The 17,348-nt window shown below is 63.0% G+C and carries 15 protein-coding genes; 10 read left to right on the forward strand and 5 right to left on the reverse strand.

Annotation, left to right across the window (positions count from 1 at the left end):
• The first annotated feature begins 147 nt into the window (after window positions 1–147).
• The 4 genes from ACXAF3_RS09450 (at window position 148) to ACXAF3_RS09465 (ending at window position 4,375) form a co-directional block, all read left to right on the forward strand.
• Complete coding sequence (locus ACXAF3_RS09450; protein ID WP_475112049.1) at window positions 148–660, forward strand: hypothetical protein; 513 nt, start codon at window positions 148–150, stop codon at window positions 658–660.
• A 176-nt stretch (window positions 661–836) separates the two neighbouring features.
• The gene (gene topA, locus ACXAF3_RS09455) at window positions 837–3,524 is read left to right on the forward strand and encodes a type I DNA topoisomerase (protein ID WP_475112050.1); all 2,688 of its coding nucleotides are present in this window, start codon (window positions 837–839) and stop codon (window positions 3,522–3,524) included.
• The gene (locus tag ACXAF3_RS09460) at window positions 3,521–4,009 is read left to right on the forward strand and encodes a DUF6586 family protein (RefSeq protein WP_475112051.1); all 489 of its coding nucleotides are present in this window, start codon (window positions 3,521–3,523) and stop codon (window positions 4,007–4,009) included. Before topA ends, ACXAF3_RS09460 begins: the two co-directional genes overlap by 4 nt.
• A gap of 108 nt (window positions 4,010–4,117) precedes the next feature.
• On the forward strand, window positions 4,118–4,375 hold the full coding sequence (locus tag ACXAF3_RS09465) for a hypothetical protein (protein ID WP_475112052.1): 258 nt from the start codon (window positions 4,118–4,120) through the stop codon (window positions 4,373–4,375).
• 143 nt (window positions 4,376–4,518) lie between these two features.
• Here ACXAF3_RS09465 and lexA read toward each other — a convergent pair whose 3' ends face one another.
• Complete coding sequence (gene lexA / locus ACXAF3_RS09470; RefSeq protein WP_475112053.1) at window positions 4,519–5,124, reverse strand: transcriptional repressor LexA; 606 nt, start codon at window positions 5,122–5,124, stop codon at window positions 4,519–4,521.
• A 167-nt stretch (window positions 5,125–5,291) separates the two neighbouring features.
• Between lexA and ACXAF3_RS09475 the strand changes: the two genes are divergently transcribed.
• Window positions 5,292–5,930 (forward strand): LOG family protein, encoded by a 639-nt coding sequence (locus ACXAF3_RS09475; protein WP_475112054.1) that lies wholly within the window; start codon window positions 5,292–5,294, stop codon window positions 5,928–5,930.
• Between the two features lie 31 nt (window positions 5,931–5,961).
• Here ACXAF3_RS09475 and ACXAF3_RS09480 read toward each other — a convergent pair whose 3' ends face one another.
• Window positions 5,962–6,285: a DUF6763 family protein gene (locus tag ACXAF3_RS09480; protein WP_475112055.1), complete on the reverse strand. Its 324-nt coding sequence runs from the start codon at window positions 6,283–6,285 to the stop codon at window positions 5,962–5,964.
• 130 nt (window positions 6,286–6,415) lie between these two features.
• Between ACXAF3_RS09480 and ACXAF3_RS09485 the strand changes: the two genes are divergently transcribed.
• The 4 genes from ACXAF3_RS09485 to ACXAF3_RS09500 all read left to right on the forward strand — a co-directional run bounded on the left by ACXAF3_RS09485 (window position 6,416) and on the right by ACXAF3_RS09500 (window position 9,840).
• Window positions 6,416–7,048 (forward strand): TetR/AcrR family transcriptional regulator, encoded by a 633-nt coding sequence (locus tag ACXAF3_RS09485; protein ID WP_475112056.1) that lies wholly within the window; start codon window positions 6,416–6,418, stop codon window positions 7,046–7,048.
• 48 nt (window positions 7,049–7,096) lie between these two features.
• Window positions 7,097–8,110, forward strand: coding sequence for a beta-N-acetylhexosaminidase (nagZ, locus tag ACXAF3_RS09490; protein ID WP_475112057.1), 1,014 nt, complete (start codon window positions 7,097–7,099; stop codon window positions 8,108–8,110).
• A gap of 59 nt (window positions 8,111–8,169) precedes the next feature.
• Window positions 8,170–9,258, forward strand: a complete 1,089-nt coding sequence (locus tag ACXAF3_RS09495; protein ID WP_475112058.1) for a mechanosensitive ion channel family protein — start codon at window positions 8,170–8,172, stop codon at window positions 9,256–9,258.
• 366 nt (window positions 9,259–9,624) lie between these two features.
• Window positions 9,625–9,840: a cold-shock protein gene (locus ACXAF3_RS09500; protein ID WP_020413094.1), complete on the forward strand. Its 216-nt coding sequence runs from the start codon at window positions 9,625–9,627 to the stop codon at window positions 9,838–9,840.
• A gap of 124 nt (window positions 9,841–9,964) precedes the next feature.
• On the opposite strand, the gene ACXAF3_RS09505 is transcribed toward ACXAF3_RS09500, so the two are convergent.
• From ACXAF3_RS09505 to mfd, 3 genes are all read right to left on the reverse strand, one after another.
• Window positions 9,965–11,200, reverse strand: a complete 1,236-nt coding sequence (locus ACXAF3_RS09505; protein ID WP_475112059.1) for a DUF819 family protein — start codon at window positions 11,198–11,200, stop codon at window positions 9,965–9,967.
• 83 nt (window positions 11,201–11,283) lie between these two features.
• The gene (locus ACXAF3_RS09510; RefSeq protein WP_475112060.1) at window positions 11,284–12,015 is read right to left on the reverse strand and encodes a CsiV family protein; all 732 of its coding nucleotides are present in this window, start codon (window positions 12,013–12,015) and stop codon (window positions 11,284–11,286) included.
• Window positions 12,016–12,084: 69 nt separating this feature from the next.
• Window positions 12,085–15,567 carry a transcription-repair coupling factor gene (mfd, locus tag ACXAF3_RS09515; RefSeq protein ID WP_475112061.1) on the reverse strand — a complete coding sequence of 1,161 codons (3,483 nt, stop codon included), beginning with the start codon at window positions 15,565–15,567 and terminating at the stop codon, window positions 12,085–12,087.
• A gap of 370 nt (window positions 15,568–15,937) precedes the next feature.
• Between mfd and ACXAF3_RS09520 the strand changes: the two genes are divergently transcribed.
• A complete protein-coding gene (locus tag ACXAF3_RS09520) occupies window positions 15,938–17,323 on the forward strand; it encodes a glyceraldehyde-3-phosphate dehydrogenase (protein ID WP_475112191.1) in 1,386 nt (461 codons plus the stop codon).
• The last annotated feature ends 25 nt before the right edge of the window (window positions 17,324–17,348 follow it).

Here is a 17,348-nt window from a genome sequence, read left to right on the forward strand (position 1 = left end):
GCCGAGCCGGCCGGTCTGTTCTGAGTGGTTGCAAGGCCATTGCGCTATGCGCAACAATTCGAGCGATGGATTTATCGCATCAGACGGCGCGAATTAGCGCGCGCCGCTTCAACAATAGGCGCCTTATCCCACTGACAAGGAGCAGTTATGTCCGCGTGGCTCCCCCTGATCATTATTCTCTTCGCCGCCGTGCTGGTGGTCGGGCCGGTGATGTGGCTGAAGCCCAGCGGGCGCGACCGGCGCCTCGCCACTTTGCGCAGCCGCGCGGCCGGCTCCGGTATGGTGGTGCAGATGCAGGCACTGCCCGCGGCGCTGGGCGAGGGCACGGCGGCGGTCTACTACAGCCGCTGGGGGGACGCGCGCCGGCTGCAGTTGGGTTGGATGCTGGAGCGGCAGCGCGTCGAACACGAGATGCACTTCCAGGGCCGCTGGGATTGGCGCAACGGCCGCGCCGCGCCCAAGACCGCCTGGGAGCCTCTGCGGCAGATGCTGGCCCAACTGCCGGAGGACGCCTGCGGCATAGTGGCCTCGCAGAACGGCCTCGGCATCCAGTGGCGCGAAACCGGCGGCGACGCCGCCTACCGCGCGCTGGAATCCGCGCTGAACAATTTCAGGCCCACTATAGAAGAAGCGATAAGACAGCCGAAGGCGGAGGATTGAGGTGCCTTCGAAACCGCTTCTGCGCCCGCGAAAATCTCGTGACCGGCACTGCGAATTTGCGTCACTTGCTTGACCGCACCGGGGGCGGAGCTTATATATTCGCGCAGCGCAAGCCTTAGCCAAGGCGCTGCGAGGTTTGCGAAAGCAGTAAATTTTCTATTTAAAATCAAGTGCTTATGGGTAAATCACTGGTCATCGTCGAATCGCCGGCCAAAGCGAAAACCATCAATAAATACCTCGGCAAGGACTTCGTGGTGAAGTCCAGCGTCGGCCATATTCGCGATTTGCCCACAGGCGGTGGCAGCAAACAGCCGGTCGATGCGAAAGAGCGGGCGCGCCGCGCCGCGGAAACCCGCAAGCTCTCCCCGGAGGCCAAGGAGGCCTACAAGCGCAAGAAGAACCGCGAACAGCTGATCAAGCGCATGGGGATAGATCCGGACCACGACTGGGCCGCCCACTATGAAATCCTGCCCGGCAAGGAAAAGGTGGTCAGCGAACTGCGCAAACTCGCCGCCGAGGCGGACCATATCTACCTGGCGACGGACTTGGACCGCGAGGGGGAGGCCATCGCCTGGCACCTGCGCGAGGCCATCGGCGGCGACGAGGAGCGCTACCGCAGGGTGGTGTTTAACGAAATCACCAAGTCCGCGATCCAGGAGGCCTTCAAGGATCCGGGGCGCTTGAATATCAATCGTGTCAACGCCCAGCAGGCGCGGCGCTTCCTCGACCGCATCGTCGGCTATATGGTATCGCCGTTGCTGTGGGAGAAGGTCGCGCGCGGACTCTCCGCCGGCCGCGTGCAGTCGGTGGCGGTGCGTTTGGTGGTCGAGCGCGAGCGCGAGATCCGCGCCTTTATCCCGGAAGAGTACTGGACCATCGCCGCGGATACCGAGACCGCCAAGGCGAACCCGCTGCGCCTGGAGGTCAAGAAGCAGGCCGGGGAGGCCTTCCGCCCCACCAATGAGGCCCAGGCCAGCGCCGCCGCCAAGGCGCTCGCCGCGAGCGAGTTCGTCGTCAGCGCGCGGGATGACAAGCCCACCAGCTCCAAGCCGTCGGCGCCGTTTATTACCTCGACGCTGCAGCAGGCCGCGAGCAACCGCCTCGGTTTCAGCGTCAAGAAGACCATGATGCTGGCGCAGCGCCTGTACGAAGCGGGGCATATCACTTATATGCGAACCGATTCCACCAACCTCAGCAAGGAGGCCGTGGAGTCGGTGCGGGAGTTTATCGGCCAGAACTACGGCGACAAATACCTGCCCGAGAGCCCGAACAGCTACAGCAGTAAAGAGGGCGCCCAGGAGGCGCACGAGGCGATCCGCCCATCCGACGTGCGGGTTCAGCCGAATATGCTCACCGGTGTCGAGCGGGACGCGGAGCGGCTGTACAACCTGATCTGGCAGCAGTTCGTCGCCTGCCAGATGACGCCGGCCCAGTTCACCTCCACCTCCATCACGGTCAGCGCCGGCGACTTCGAGCTGCGTGCCCGCGGCCGCGTGATCCGCTTCGACGGCTTCCTGAAAGTGGCGCCGCCGGTCAGCAAAAAGGATGAAGACCTGGTTCTGCCGGATGTGAAAGTGGGGGAGAAACTCTCGCTGAAGAAACTGGATCCGAAGCAGCACTTCACCAAGCCGCCGGCGCGCTACAGCGAAGCGGCGCTGGTCAAGGAGCTGGAAAAACGCGGTATCGGCCGCCCGTCCACCTACGCCTCGATTATCTCCACCATTCAGGAGCGCGGCTATGTGCGGCTGGAAAACCGGCGTTTCTACGCGGAAAAAATGGGGGATATCGTCACCGACCGCCTCAGCGAAAGCTTCAAAAACCTGATGGACTACGGCTTCACCGCCAGTCTGGAGGAATCCCTGGATGCGGTGGCTGAAGGCGATAAGGGCTGGAAGGAGCTGCTCGACGAGTTTTACAAAGATTTCTCCGCGCGCCTGGAAAAGGCCCAGGCCGCCGAGGGCGGCATGCGCCGCAATACCCCCACCGACACGGATATCGAGTGCAGCAAGTGCGGCCGCCATATGCAGATCCGCACCGGCTCCACCGGCGTCTTCCTCGGCTGTTCCGGTTACGGGCTGCCGCCCAAGGAACGCTGCACCAATACCATGAACCTGGTGTCCGGCGACGAGGCGGTGGACGCGGACAAGGACGAGGAGGCGGAATCCCGCCAACTGCGCGAAAAGCGCCGCTGCGCCAAGTGCGGCACGGCGATGGACAGCTACCTGCTGGACGAGCAGCGCAAGCTGCATATCTGCGGCAACAATCCGGACTGCCCCGGCTACGAGGTGGAGAAGGGCACCTTCAAGATCAAGGGGTACGACGGCCCGGTGATCGAGTGCGACAAGTGTGGGGCCGATATGCAGTTGAAGTCCGGCCGCTTCGGCAAATACTTCGGCTGCACCAGTGAAAGCTGCAAGAATACCCGCAAGCTGCTCAAGAACGGCCAGCCGGCACCGCCGAAAATGGATCCGGTGCCGATGCCGGAGCTGGCCTGTGAGAAGGTGGACGATCACTACATTCTGCGCGACGGCGCCTCGGGTCTGTTCCTGGCCGCGAGCCAGTTCCCGAAAAACCGCGAGACCCGCGCGCCGCGGGTGAAGGAACTGTTGCCGCACAAGAGCGAGATAGACCCCAAATACAGTTTCCTGTTCTCGGCGCCGACGGAAGACGACCAGGGGCGCGACACGGTGGTGCGCTTCAGCCGCAAGACGCAGGAGCAGTATGTGCAGTCGGAAGAAGAGGGCAAGGCCACCGGCTGGCGCGCGTTTTATCGCGACGGCAAATGGCAGGTTGAGGCAGGCAGCAAGTCCGGCGGCGCCAAGCGCAAGCCGGTGCGCAAGAAAGCGGCGGCGAAGAGCAAATGAGCAATCCCTATACCGGCTCGGTGGCCTCCGCGCTGCGCAAGAGCCAGCTGTTACTGGAAACGGCGTGTGAAGAGCCGCTGCAGCGCGCCGCGCTGCAGGAGGCCGCGGTGTTGCAGCTGTGGCGGGCCTACCGCGCCTTCCTGGCTGAAATCGCCTTTCAGCTGCACCTGGACGCCGAGCCGGAATCCGCACAGGCGCTGGCCGAGCGCGCTCGCGCGCTCGGCAAACCCTGCGGAGAGGCCGTCGAGCTGCAGGAGCTGTCGGCAGACCCCGACAGCTGGCTCGCGGGGCTGCAGTCCGCCTGGGTGCAGTTGTGGAGCTTTTCCACCGAGGGGGGCAGCCAGCGTCAGGCGGCCAATCTGATTCCGGCGCGGAATCTGACCGCGGCCGGCCCGCCCTCTCTCAGCGACGAGCTTTTGCGCGCCTGGCAGCGCGCGCTCGCCGAGCTGGTGCAGCGCCAGCGCGCCCAGTCGGAAGAGTGGTAGCGGCTTTTCCATTTTTCCGCCCACAAATGCCCCTACGCCGCGCTGAAACTACCGCAGTGCCTGTGTTACACTGCGCGAAAAATTGATGTGCTGTTGAGGGAGAAGCGAATGTCCTCCGAGACTTTTGAAATTATCGAACTGGCCAACGGGGATGTGGCGCTGCGCCGCGCCGGCCAGAAGGAGGACCCGCTGGTGCGTATCCACTTCTCGGCGGAGAGCCTGCACTTTCTGCGCGAACACAAGGTGGCCATTGCCCGTGCGATGCTGGAGGCGGGTATTGAGGCGGTGCAGAATCTGGACGACCTGGAGCCCGGTTACTTCGACGAAGACGACGAACTGATGCCGATCAACCACACGGTGCACTAAGTGGTGAGCTGATTCCCCGCTGTAGGCGCGGCCGTTGGCCGCGACCACAGGCTCCGGGAATCTGAAAGGCAAGATCGCGGCCAGCGGCCGCGCCTACACTAAAAGCTATAGCGCGTATTCATCTTCCATCATTCATCATTCCCTCATGGGCTCTGGCGAATCACACCCACCGCCAGGCCTTCGATCGCGAAACTCTTATCCCGCATATCCACCTGGATCACGTCGAAATCCTCGTTCTCCGGCAGTAGCTGCACCGTGGCCTGGTTGCCCTTGCGGCGGAAGCGCTTGACCGTCACCTCATCCTCGATGCGCGCGACGACTATCTGGCCGTTGCGGGCTTGATCCGTTTTCTGCACCGCCAGCAGGTCGCCGTCGAGAATGCCCGCATCGCGCATGCTCATGCCGTGCACCCGCAGGAGATAGTCGGCCGGCGGGTGGAAGAAGTCTGCCGGGAGATCGCAGTAGTCCTCGATATTCTCCTCCGCCAGGATCGGGTTGCCCGCGGCCACGCGGCCGACAATGGGGAGCCCCGTCTGGTGGTCGGGGATGCGGATCCCGCGGGAGGCCCCGGCGACCATTTCGATGGCGCCCTTGCGCGCGAGTGCCTTCAGGTGTTCCTCCGCCGCGTTGGGGGAGCGGAAGCCCAGTTCCTGGGCGATCTCCGCCCGCGTGGGCGGGTAACCGGTTTCGTCCAGGTAGGCTTTGATCAATTCCAGAACCTGGGCCTGGCGCGCTGTGAGGTTGCTCATAGGGTCACCTAATCTGTTTCTGTATTTTTATACAGTTGCTGGGATTATATACAGATTTTGCAGCTGCGCAATCTCCATCGATAGGTCGCGAAAGCTGCTACATTGAAGGGGAAAGAACAGCGGGGAAAAAAGATCGCGGAATTTGGTGACAACGAGGAAGAACAATAATGCTAGATGCAAAAATGCCAGAGGCCTGGCGCGTGCTGCGCATTCAGTCGGAATTGGTGGATGGAATAGAGCGGCTCGTCGCCTTGAGTGGCGCCGTTACCGTATTCGGTGGCGCGCGCTTTGCCGAGGACTCGCCGGAATACAAGCAGGGCGTCAGGCTGGGTGAGCTGCTGGCCGCCGAGGGAATACCGGTGATCACCGGCGGCGGACCGGGATTGATGGAAGCCTGCAACCGCGGCGCCTATCCGCAGCCGGGTACTTCCATCGGCCTGAATATCGAGCTGCCGTTCGAGCAGAAGGCCAACCCCTACCAGGATATCAGCCTGAATTTCCGCTACTTTTTCGTACGCAAATTCATGTTCGTGAAGCACGCGGTGGGTTTTGTCGGGTTGCCGGGGGGGTACGGCACGCTGGACGAGCTGTTCGAGGCGCTGACCCTGGTGCAAACCCAGAAAGTGCGCCGCTTCCCGATCGTGCTGGTGGGCAAGCGCTACTGGTCCGGGCTGCACGGTTGGCTGGTCGATACCGTGCTCGAGCACGCCTGCATTGACTCATCCGACCTGGACCTGTTCCATATCGTCGATACCGTGGATGAGGCGGCGGAGCTGGTTATCGAATATATCAAGTCGCGGGAGTAGGGCTGGTGTCCTGCGCCTGCCGTCGGGGGCATCAAAACGGTGATTCGTCGGTGCCGATAAAGCTCTCGCCCTCGATGGTGTCCACGGGGCTGAGGCCCGCCGACAGATCGGTCCCGCCGGAGGCGGAATCCTGCTCCAGGGCGCTGACGCCGTAGGCGATATTGGCGTCCTCCGGTGGTGCGGCGCCTATCACCGGCAGGCCCTGCCACTGCTCGAGCTCTATCTCGTCCAGGGTGCCATCCAGATACTGAATCTCCACCGTCTGCTGGAATTCGTCGATGGCCACCACTTCAAACAGCTGGCCGCTGTCGAGATCCTCGAACCAGTTGCCGATTTCCGGTTGCAGATGTGCCATGGCCTTTGCCCCTGCTGCTTTCCTCTCAATCTAGTGTCTGCCCCTGTGGCTCGGTAACGGCGTCAGCTGGCGCGGAATATGCTAATCTGCGGGTAACTAAACAGTTGTTTTAAATGTTGGTTTGAACCCTATGAGCCAGACGGATACCGTCAGCCGAATCCTAGACGCGGCGGAGGTGCTGTTCGCCGAGCGCGGCTTTACCGAGACCTCCCTGCGTACCATCACCAGTACCGCCGGCGTCAACCTGGCTGCTGTAAATTACCACTTTGGCTCCAAAAAGGAATTGATCCAGGCGGTTTTCGAGCGCTTTTTGACGCCTTTTACCGATGCCCTGGCGGCGGAGCTGGACAGGCGCGCCGCCGCCGGCGGCGCGCTGACCGTCGAGGCGCTGCTGGAGAGCCTGTACCGCGTCGGTATGGGGAGTCTCGCCGAGCAGGGGCGGGATCCGCAGCGCTTTATGCGGCTTCTCGGGCTGGCCTATACCCAGTATCAGGGACACCTGCGCCGCTTTATCGTGTCCCGCTATGGCGACAGCTATCGCCGCTTTGCCGGCCTGTTGGCACAGGCGCTGCCGGGGCTGGATCCGGTGACCTTCTACTGGCGCCTCTACTTTATGCTCGGCGCAACCATATTTACCCTGTCGAGCTACGACGCCATCGAGGCTATCCTGAGGGAGGATTTTGGCGCTCAGAGCAGCCTGCCGGAAACCCTGGAGCGCCTGGTGCCCGCAGCCGCGGCGATGTTGAAGGTCAACGCGGAGTAGCGGCGCCCATCCCGCCAATGGTGCGTACCGAACTTTAAGGAGCCCCCTATGTCTGTGCTCGGCCCGGTCATGATCGATATCGAAGGCCAGCAGTTGGTGGAGGAAGACCGCGAGCTGCTGCGCCACCCGCTGGTAGGCGGACTGATTTTTTTTGCGCGCAACTACCGCGACCGCGCACAGCTCGAGGAGCTGGTCGGCGCCATCCGCGAGGTGCGCCCGGAGATACTGCTGGCGGTGGACCAGGAGGGCGGGCGGGTGCAGCGCTTTCGCGATGAATTCACCCGCCTGCCGTCGATGCAGGCCCTGTGCGCCAGAGCCGACAGCGAGCGGTTGCGGGATGTGGGCTGGCTGCTCGCGGCGGAGCTGCTCGCGGTGGGCCTGGACTTCAGTTTCGCGCCGGTGCTGGATGCGGACGACCGGCACTGCCGCATCGTCGGCGACCGCAGCTTCTGCGCCGACCCGGCGCAGGTGGCCGCGCGCGTGCGCCCCTTTATGCGGGGGATGCACGAGGCCGGCATGGCCACTACCGGCAAGCACTTTCCCGGACACGGCCACGTGCTCGAGGACAGTCACGAGGAGCTGCCCGAGGACGAGCGCGATCTCGAGCAGGTCATGCAGTCGGATGCGCTGCCGTTTATCGAGTGTATCCGGGCCGGGGAGCTGGATGCGGTCATGCCGGCGCATATCCGCTTCGTACAGGTGGACCGCCAGCCGGTGGGCTTCTCCCGCTATTGGCTGCAGGAGATACTTCGCGGCAGGCTGGGGTTCGACGGTGTGATATTCAGCGATGATCTGTCGATGGAGGGCGCCGGCGCTGCCGGTGGCTACGGCGACCGCATCCGCGCGGCGATGGAGGCGGGTTGTGATATGGGTGTGGTTTGCAACAATCGCGCCGGGGCGCTCGAGGTACTCGAGGCTTTGGAGGGATTCTCTCCGCCGCCCGAATCCCGTGAGCGGTTGCAGCGTATGCGGGGCAGGCCCGCAATAGGATCCTGGCGTGAGCTGGAGGCCAGCGAGCGCTGGCGGGATACGCGGGACTGGCTGAACGCGCAGTTTGGCTGACTGTCCGATTGGCAAGCAGTGATTAGAGGGGAGGTTTTTCTGTGGATTCGGTGAAGGGGATGTTGTTGTCCTGGGTCGGCGATAACCGCTATTGGATTATTGCTCTGTTCCTGATCATCCTGGCGACCGCCGTGGCCGCCTGGCTGTTCGGGCGTTTCGTGCAGCGCCTGCAGTTGCGCGCCGAGAAAACCGTCAATGCCTGGGATGACGCCCTGGTCGGGGCCCTGATGCCGCCCGGGTCAGTCCTGATCTGGCTCCTCGGCCTGACCGTGGCGGCCAATCGCGCCGGGAAGGCGACTGCCGCCGAAATTTTCAGCCTCGCCGAGCCGGTGCGGGATGTGGGTGTGATACTCGTGCTGACCTGGTTTGCCTGGCGCCTGTCCCACAATGTCGAGCGCAATCTGCGCGACCCGCGTTATATGGGCAAGCCCATGGACGCGACCACGGTGCGCGCCATCGGCAAGCTGGTGCGCGCATCCATCCTGATCACCGCGGTCATGGTGATCATGCAGTACTTCGAGTACAGCATCAGCGGCATACTCGCCTTCGGGGGTATCGGCGGTCTGGCGGTGGGCTTTGCGGCCAAGGATTTGCTGGCCAACTTCTTCGGCGGCCTGATGATTTACCTGGACAGGCCCTTTTCCGTAGGCGACTGGGTGCGCTCGCCGGACAAGGAGATAGAGGGCACGGTGGAGGATATCGGCTGGCGCCTGACACGTATTCGCACTTTCGACAAACGACCGCTTTATATTCCCAACGCCGTATTCACTCAGATAGCGGTGGAAAACCCGTCGCGGATGTTAAATCGGCGTATATACGAAACTATCGGTATTCGCTATGAAGACGCACCGCGGATGCCGGCCATAGTGGCCGATGTCAAAGCGATGCTGCAGCGGCACCCGGAAATTGATACCAACCAGACGCTGATCGTCAACTTCAATAGCTTTGCGCCGTCGTCGCTGGATTTCTTTGTTTATACATTTACCAAAACCACCGATTGGGTGCGATATCACGAAATAAAGCAGGATATCCTGCTGACAATACTGAAAATCATCGAGGGGCACGGCGCCTCCTGTGCATTCCCGACCTCGACACTGCATATCGCCGAAATACCGCAGCTAGCGCGTGAAGCCGCGTTAGACAGTTGATGGATGGGAGTGCAAAAAAGCACGATTGAACAGGTATCAGGGGGCTTTTTCGCCGCTTTTGGCGATTTATTGCGCACGAATTGGAAACGGTAGTATTTATTTCATATTCAAACCTGGACACTGGCGCCGTTTTATCTAAGAATCGGGTTACGTACATCGAGTCTGACTTGATGGACATTGCAAGACAGCCGCCGGCATTTCGCCGAAGGCTGATATTGGGGTGGCGTTTTCCCCTCTTGCCGATAGAGGTTAAAGGAATCTCGGCAAAGCGTGACGAGCGGTGCCGGACACAGTCAGACGCACGCGCAGTGGTTTTTCGGGGATTCCTTAAGAGGTGGGCGCAATAACAATAATGAGGTTGTCTCAATGAGTGATCGCGTTACAGGTACCGTGAAGTGGTTTAACAACGCCCGGGGTTATGGCTTCATCACCTGTGGAGAAGGGACTGAAGACATTTTCGTTCACTATCGCAGCATTCGCGGCGAGGGGTATAAGACTCTGAACGAAGGTCAGGCTGTAGAGTTTGAAATGCAGCAGGGTGACAAGGGATTGTTGGCGGAAGATGTTGTTCCCTGTGAGTGATTCCGATTGAATTACTCGTTGAAATAACCTTCTATCCAACTGGACCCGGCCCGCAGTCAGCGTTCCGGATTCCGACAGGCGTCTCCTGAAAGGCGGGCCATCTGGCCCGCCTTTCCCGTTTTCGTTAGCCCCCGCCCGCCACGCGCAGCAGTTGGCCGCAGAACCAGGCCGCATAGGTGCCCAACGCATAGCCCAGCACCGCCAGCAGCACACCCACCGGCGCCAGCGACGGGTGGAAGGCTGCCGCCACCACCGGCGCCGACGCCGCGCCGCCGACATTGGCCTGGCTGCCCACGGCCATAAAGAAGGTCGGTGCCCTGATCAGCTTGGCCACCAGCAGCATCAGCCCCGCGTGCACCGCCATCCAGATGGCGCCGAGCACGAACAGCGCCGGGCTGTCCCTGAGGGCGGTGATATCCATATGGGTGCCGATGGTGGCGATCAGGAAGTAGATAAACACCGAGCCCACCTTGGAGGCGCCGGCGCCCTCCAGTTTCTTTGCCGGCGAGAATGCCAGGGAGACCCCGATGGTGGTGGCGATAATGACCAGCCAGAAAAACTGGCTGGTGAAGCTGAAGCGGGCCGTCTGCGGCGCGTGCTCCTGGAACCAGGGGGCTATCTGATCGGCGGCGGCGTGGGCGATGGCGGTCACGCCGAAGCAGACGGCGGCGATCAGCATCAGGTCGGGCAGGGTGGGGATGCGCGCGTGCTTCCTCTGCAGCGCCTCCACCTTCTCCCGCAGTTCCGTAATGGCGGTGGTGTCGGCGCCGCGGCGCGCGTCCAGTTGCGGCGCCTTGCCGGCCATGACCAGCAGTACGGCCATCCAGATATTGGCCACTATCACGTCCACCGCCACCATGGCGGAGAAGACCTGCTCGCCGACATCGAACACCTCTTTCATCGCCGTCTGGTTGGCGCTGCCGCCGATCCAGCTGCCGGCCACGGTGGTCATGCCGCGCCACACCTCGCCCGGCCCACCCACGTTCAGTATTTCCGGGTGAACCGCGGACAGAATCAGCAGCGCTATGGGGCCGCCGATCACTATGCCGAGGGTGCCGGTCAGGAACAGCACCAGCGCCTTGGGCCCCAGATTGACAATGGCCTTAAGGTCGATACTCAGGGTCAGCAGCACCAGGCTCGCCGGCAGCAGATAGCGGGAGGCCACATAGTAGAGTTTGGAGGCGTCTGCATCGATTATGCCGAAGCTGGTGAGCAGCGATGGCAGGAAGTAGCACAGCAGCACTGTCGGAACTATGCGGTAAAAGCGCTTCCAGAAGCGGTGCTCGCTGCCGGCGGTGTAAAACACGAATCCGAGGATGGCGGCGAGCATGCCGAGAATGATGGCGTCGTTGGTAATCATTATTCTTATTGGAGCGGTTGTTGCAGTTGGCCGGTGTTCGGCTGTGTCGGTCAGGAGTGGCGCGCGCCGCTCCTGACCGGCGATCACTCTTCAGGTTCTTTCGGCTCTTTGACGGTGCGGACCTCAATCAGAATGCCGAATGCCGGGTGGTCGATATAGTGCAGTTCGCCGCTGCGCATGCGGCGCTCCGCCCGCAGCTGGGCAACCCGCTCGGCATATACCTGGACCGGCTCGGAGGCGTCGGGGCGGATTGCGGCGGGTGCGAAGTCGCCGCCCGATGCCATCAGGTCGAGCGGTTCCTCGACCGCGGCCCTGGGGCGCCGCGGCAGCAGTATGCCGCTGCCGCTTTGATTCGGATCGAATTCGTTCAGCCACAGGTCGGCACTCAGGTGCAGGTAGCGGGATACACTCAGGGTTACGCTGCCCTCCAGCCGCTGGTGATCGCGAAAGCGGTCGCCGCCGGAGATCAGTATCGCCGGCGAGTTGCGTTTCTGCTGCAACACCTGGCGCCAGGCCTTGTGGAACAGCACCCGGTCGCCGCCGCGGGTCAGGGCCGCGACCTTGTTGTCCAGCCTGGTCGCTGCCGGGGACAGGAAGAGGGCGCCGCCCCTGGTGGTGTCGAAGTCCACCCAGCGCTGCGGATACTGCAGGCGCGGCGCCGCCGGCCAGGTCTCGCGGGACTGCGCCATGCCGTCGGCGCGCTCGAAGACGATCATCTCTATCTCGAAGGTGGTACCTGCGTAGTTGACCGCCTGGGCGCCCGCCGCGGTGATCGCCAGCAGCAGGGCCGTGCAGAGCTGAAGGATTCTTGTCATGGTGTTACCGCTGTAGTCTTTATTTCGTTTGTGCCCGTAGGCGCGGGATGTCTCAATGTCCGGATAGTATCACTGCGCCAGCCGCTCCAACACTCCGGCCACCTGCTGCAGGCGCTGATCCGGGCCGCCCTCATCCAGTGCGAAGTTCAGCTGGTTGGCCCCCTGCAACTGGTAGCGGCCGGGCTCTGTCTGCACCATCTTAACCAATGTCAGCGGATCGACGCGGGTATTGTCCGCAAATTCGATACGACCCCGCGCCTGTGATGCCTCCAGCTTGCGGATGCCCATGGAGTCCGCCTTGAGCTTGATCTCGGTGGTGCGGAACAGGTGCTTGACCGGCTCCGGCAGCAGGCCGAAGCGGTCGATCATCTCCACCTGCAACTCCTTCAGTTCCTGGCTGTCGGCGGCGTTCGCGATGCGTTTGTACATCATCAGGCGCCCGTGCACGTCCGGCAGGTAGTCCTCCGGGATCAGCGCCGGCACGCGCAGGTTTACGTCCACCGCCGGGGACTCCAGCGGTTCGTCGATATTCGGCGTCCTGCCCGCGCGGATCGCCTTCACGGCCCGGTCGAGCATCTCCATATAGAGGTTGAAGCCGACGCTCTGGATCTGGCCGCTCTGTTCCTCGCCGAGCAGTTCGCCGGCGCCGCGGATTTCCAGGTCGTGGGTGGCCAGGGTAAAGCCGGCGCCCAGGTCCTGGGCCTCGCTGATCGCCTCCAGGCGCTTGATCGCATCGGCGGTCATGGCGCGCTTGTTCGGGGTCAGCAGGTAGGCGTAGGCCTGGTGATGGGAGCGGCCCACGCGGCCGCGCAGCTGGTGCAGCTGGGCTAGGCCGAACTTGTCCGCGCGCTCGATGATAATGGTGTTGGCCGTGGGCACGTCGATGCCGGTCTCGATAATGGTGGTGCAGACCAGGACGTTGAAGCGCTTGTGGTAGAAGTCGCTCATGACCTGTTCCAGCTCGCGCTCGCGCATCTGCCCGTGGCCTATGCCGATGCGCGCCTCCGGAATCAGCTCCTGCAGTTCCCGCGCGATGCGCTCTATGCTCTTGACCTCGTTGTGCAGGAAGTAGACCTGGCCGCCGCGCAGTATCTCCCGCAGCACCGCCTCCTTGATCAGGGCGTCGTCGCGCTCGCGCACGAAGGTCTTGACCGACAGGCGCCGCGCCGGCGGGGTCGCGATCACCGACAGGTCGCGGATGCCGGCCATGGCCATGTTCAGCGTGCGCGGAATCGGCGTCGCGGTCAGGGTCAGTATATCCACCTCGGCGCGCAGACTCTTGAGGCGCTCCTTCTGGCGCACGCCGAAGCGGTGCTCCTCGTCGATGATCAGCAGGCCCAGGTTCTTGAAGTCCAGGTCGCTCGAGAGCAGCTTGTGGGTGCCGACCAGGATATCCACTTTGCCGCTGGCCACCTTCTCCTTGACACTGTCCACCTCCTTGCCGCTGCGGAAGCGCGAGATCACCTCGATGTTCACCGGCCAGTCGGCGAAACGGTCCTGGAAGGACTGGAAATGCTGCTGGGCCAGCAGCGTGGTCGGCACCAGCATGGCCACCTGCTTGCCGGCGTGGGCGGCGACGAAGGCCGCGCGCATCGCGACTTCGGTTTTTCCGAAACCGACATCGCCACAGACCAGGCGATCCATCGGTTTTTTCGACAGCATATCGGCCACCACCGCCTCTATGGCCTGCTGCTGGTCCGGTGTCTCCTCGAACGGAAAGCCGGCGGCGAACTCGCGGTAGGCCAGGCCCGGGTCGGAAAAGGCGTGGCCGACGCGGGCCTCGCGGCGGGCGTAGATATCCAGCAGTTCGGCGGCGGCGTCGCGCACCTTTTCCGCGGCCTTGCGCTTGGCTTTCTGCCACTGTTCGCTGCCGAGCTTGTGCTGTGGCGCCAGGGCCTCGTCGGCGCCGGAGTAGCGGCTGATCAGGTGCAGGTTGGAAACCGGCACATAGAGCTTGGCTTCGTCGGCGTATTCCAGGGTCAGGAACTCCGCCGGCTGGCCGTCGATATCCAGTTTCTGCAGACCGCGGTAGCGGCCGACACCGTGATCTATATGGACGACGGGTGCGCCTACACGCAGCTCCGCCAGGTTCTTGACCGCGTTGTCGGCGTCGTCTTTCGCCTTCCTGCGCCGCCGCTGCTGCAGCACCCGCTCGCCGAACAGCTGCGGCTCGGCGATCAGCTCTATCGCCGGGTCGGCGAGCTTCAGGCCCTGGTCCAGCGGCGCCACGGTGATGCCGAAGGTCTCGTCGCCGGCGAGAAATTCGCTCCAGCTGGAAACCGGGGCGGGCGCGATCCGGATACCGCGCAGCAGCTCCAGCAGGGCCTCGCGGCGACCGCCGCTTTCCGCGCAGAAGAGGACCCGCCCCGAGTATTCCATCAGGTGGGCTTCCAGCGCCGCCAGCGGCTGTTCGGACTTGCCGTCCACCGGCAGTGTCGGCGGTATCTCACTGGCGAAGTTGTGGTTGCCCTGGGCCTGAGGCAGTGTGTCGGAGGAGAATATCGCGCGCGGCATGCGCTTCAGGGCGGCGTTGAATTCGGCTGCGTCCAGCAATATCTGCCGCGGCTCGAGAATCGGGCGGGTCAGGTCGCCGCGGCGGCTCTCGTAGCGGTTGACCACTTCGCGCCAGAAGTTTTCCAGCGGTTTCTGTATATCCCCCTGCAGGAAGGCCTGACTGCTTTCGGGCAGATAGTCGAACAGGCTGGCGCAGCCGCCGCTGAAAAACAGCGGCAGGTAGTACTCGATACCCGCCGGGGCAATGCCGGCGCCGATGTCCTGGTAGATGGGCACCTGACTCGGGTCGCAGTCGAACTGCTCGTGCCAGTTTTGCAGGAATTCCGCCAGTGCGGCCTTGTGCAGCGGAAACTCCCGCGCCGGCAGCAGGTGGATGCTGTCCACCGTGTCGACGGTGCGCTGGGTCTCCGGGTCGAAGGTGCGCAGGGTCTCTATCTCGTCGTCGAACAGGTCGATGCGGTAGGGCAGGCGGCTGCCCATCGGGAATATGTCCATCAGCGAGCCGCGCACGGCGAATTCACCGTGTTCATAGACGGTGTCCACGCAGTGGTAGCCGGCCTGTTCCAGCAGGCGGCGCTGCAGGTTCATGTCGAACTGCTGCCCCTGGCGCAATAGCAGCGCGTTGCCGGCCACATAGTCCCGCGGCGGCAGCCGGTGCATCAGCGTGCTGACGGGGGCTATTACTATGCCACTCTGCATTTGCGGCAGCCGGTAGAGGGTGGCCAGGCGGTCGGAGATGATGTCCTGGTGGGGCGAGAAGGTGTCGTAGGGCAGTATCTCCCAGTCGGGAAAGTGGAATATCTCCAGTGGCTCGCCTCCCCCCGCGCTGTCTCCCCCGGACTTGTTAAAAAATTTCAGCTGCACCTCCAGGCGGTGCGCCTCCAGGCTGTCGCGGGCAATCAGCAGGGTGGGGGCGTCGGCCCGGCGGGCCGCGTTCAGGAGCGCCAGTGCGGCTGCCGCGCCGTGCAGCTGGCCCCAGAATTGGCGGTCGGTGGCGGAGCGGAACGGGGGTGGGGAGATTGGGTTTAAATCGGTCATCTTTCCTTATATATCCGCACTTTTGGTCGGGGCTGGCTCGAGGGGACGCTATTGTAGCGGTGAACTCCGGCGGGTGCAGTCTCTGCGCGTCTGCGGGGTGTTCCGGGCACCGGGCAATGCCGTTTCCGGGCCTTGCTCGGGGTGCGTCGGGGGAGAATAAATTGGTAGTTTTACTACAATTTTTGGGCTTTTTTTTGCTCAGTTGCGCGCCTATAGGCGAATGCTGATAATGCGCAGCCACGCGGCCGAGGGGCCGCCAACTACCTGCCTATCAAACACATTGCAGAGGTGTCTGACTGTGACTCAGAAGCGACCGAAGCCCGCGGACTTTTTCAAGGACTGGAAGCAGCGCGAGGCGCTGGCCGAATCCATGATCCCGATGATTGGCAAGCTCAACCGCGAGCGCAACGTCGGAATCTATATGTATGGCCGCAACCTGGTTAACCGCTCAGTTCTGAGCATCATGAAAGCGCACCGCTTCGTGCGGCAGGTGGAGGAGAATGAGCTCTCCGAATTTGAATCCTTCCCGGTGCTGGAAGCCATCTGCAAGCTGGATCTGGGACCGGTACATATCGACCTGGGCACCCTGACCAACAAATATATGCGCGACGACCGCGGTCTGTCCGTGGATGAGTTCGTCAAGCTGGAGCTGGCGGACGCCGAGGGCGCCGGCAAGCCGCTGCCGGAGCCGCGCGACGTGGTCATCTACGGTTTTGGTCGCATCGGCCGCCTGGTGGCGCGCCTGCTGATCGACAAGGCCGGCAGTGGCGACGTGCTGCGCCTGCGCGCGATCGTGCTGCGCAAGGGCAAGGCGCCGAACGACCTGGTCAAGCGCGCCTCCCTGCTGCGCCGCGACTCGGTGCACGGCGCCTTCAAGGGCACCATCCGCGTCGACGAGGAGACCAACACCCTGATCTGCAATGGCAACGAGATCAAGGTCATCTACGCCAACTCCCCGCAGGAAGTGGACTACACCGCGCACGGCATCCACGATGCGATCGTCGTCGACAGCACCGGTGTGTGGCGCGACGAAGAGGGTCTGAGCCAGCACCTGCAGAGCAAGGGTGCCTCCAAGGTGCTGCTGACCGCGCCGGGCAAGGGCGATATCAAGAATATCGTCTACGGTATCAACAACAGCGAGATCAAGCCGGAGGACAAGATACTGTCCGCGGCCTCCTGTACCACCAACGCGATTGTGCCGGTGCTGAAGGCGATGATGGACAAGTTCGGCGTCGAGCACGGCCACGTCGAGACGGTGCACGCCTACACCAACGACCAGAACCTGATCGACAACTACCACAAGGGCGAGCGCCGCGGCCGCGCCGCCGCGCTGAACATGGTGCTGACCGAGACCGGCGCCGCCAAGGCGGTGGCCAAGGCCCTGCCGGAGCTGAAGGGCAAGCTGACCGGCAATGCGATCCGCGTACCGACTCCGAATGTGTCCATGGCGATCCTGAACCTGACTCTGGGGCGGGAGACCACCAAGGACGAGCTGAACGAGTATATGCGCGATGTGGCGCTGCACTCGCCGCTGCGCCAGCAGATCGACTACACCAACTCCCCGGAGGTGGTGTCCAGCGATTTCGTCGGCTCCCGCCGCGCCTGCGTGTTCGATTCCATCGCCACCATCGTCGACGGCAAGAACGCGGTGCTCTACTGCTGGTACGACAACGAGTTCGGCTACAGCTGCCAGGTGGTGCGCTGCCTGGAGGACATGGCCGGCGTGCGCTACGAGCTGTTCCCGAAAGAGGACTGAGGCGCCGCAGCGCCGAATCCGCGAG

The sequence above is a fragment of the Microbulbifer sp. ABF4_143 genome (assembly GCF_056160225.1).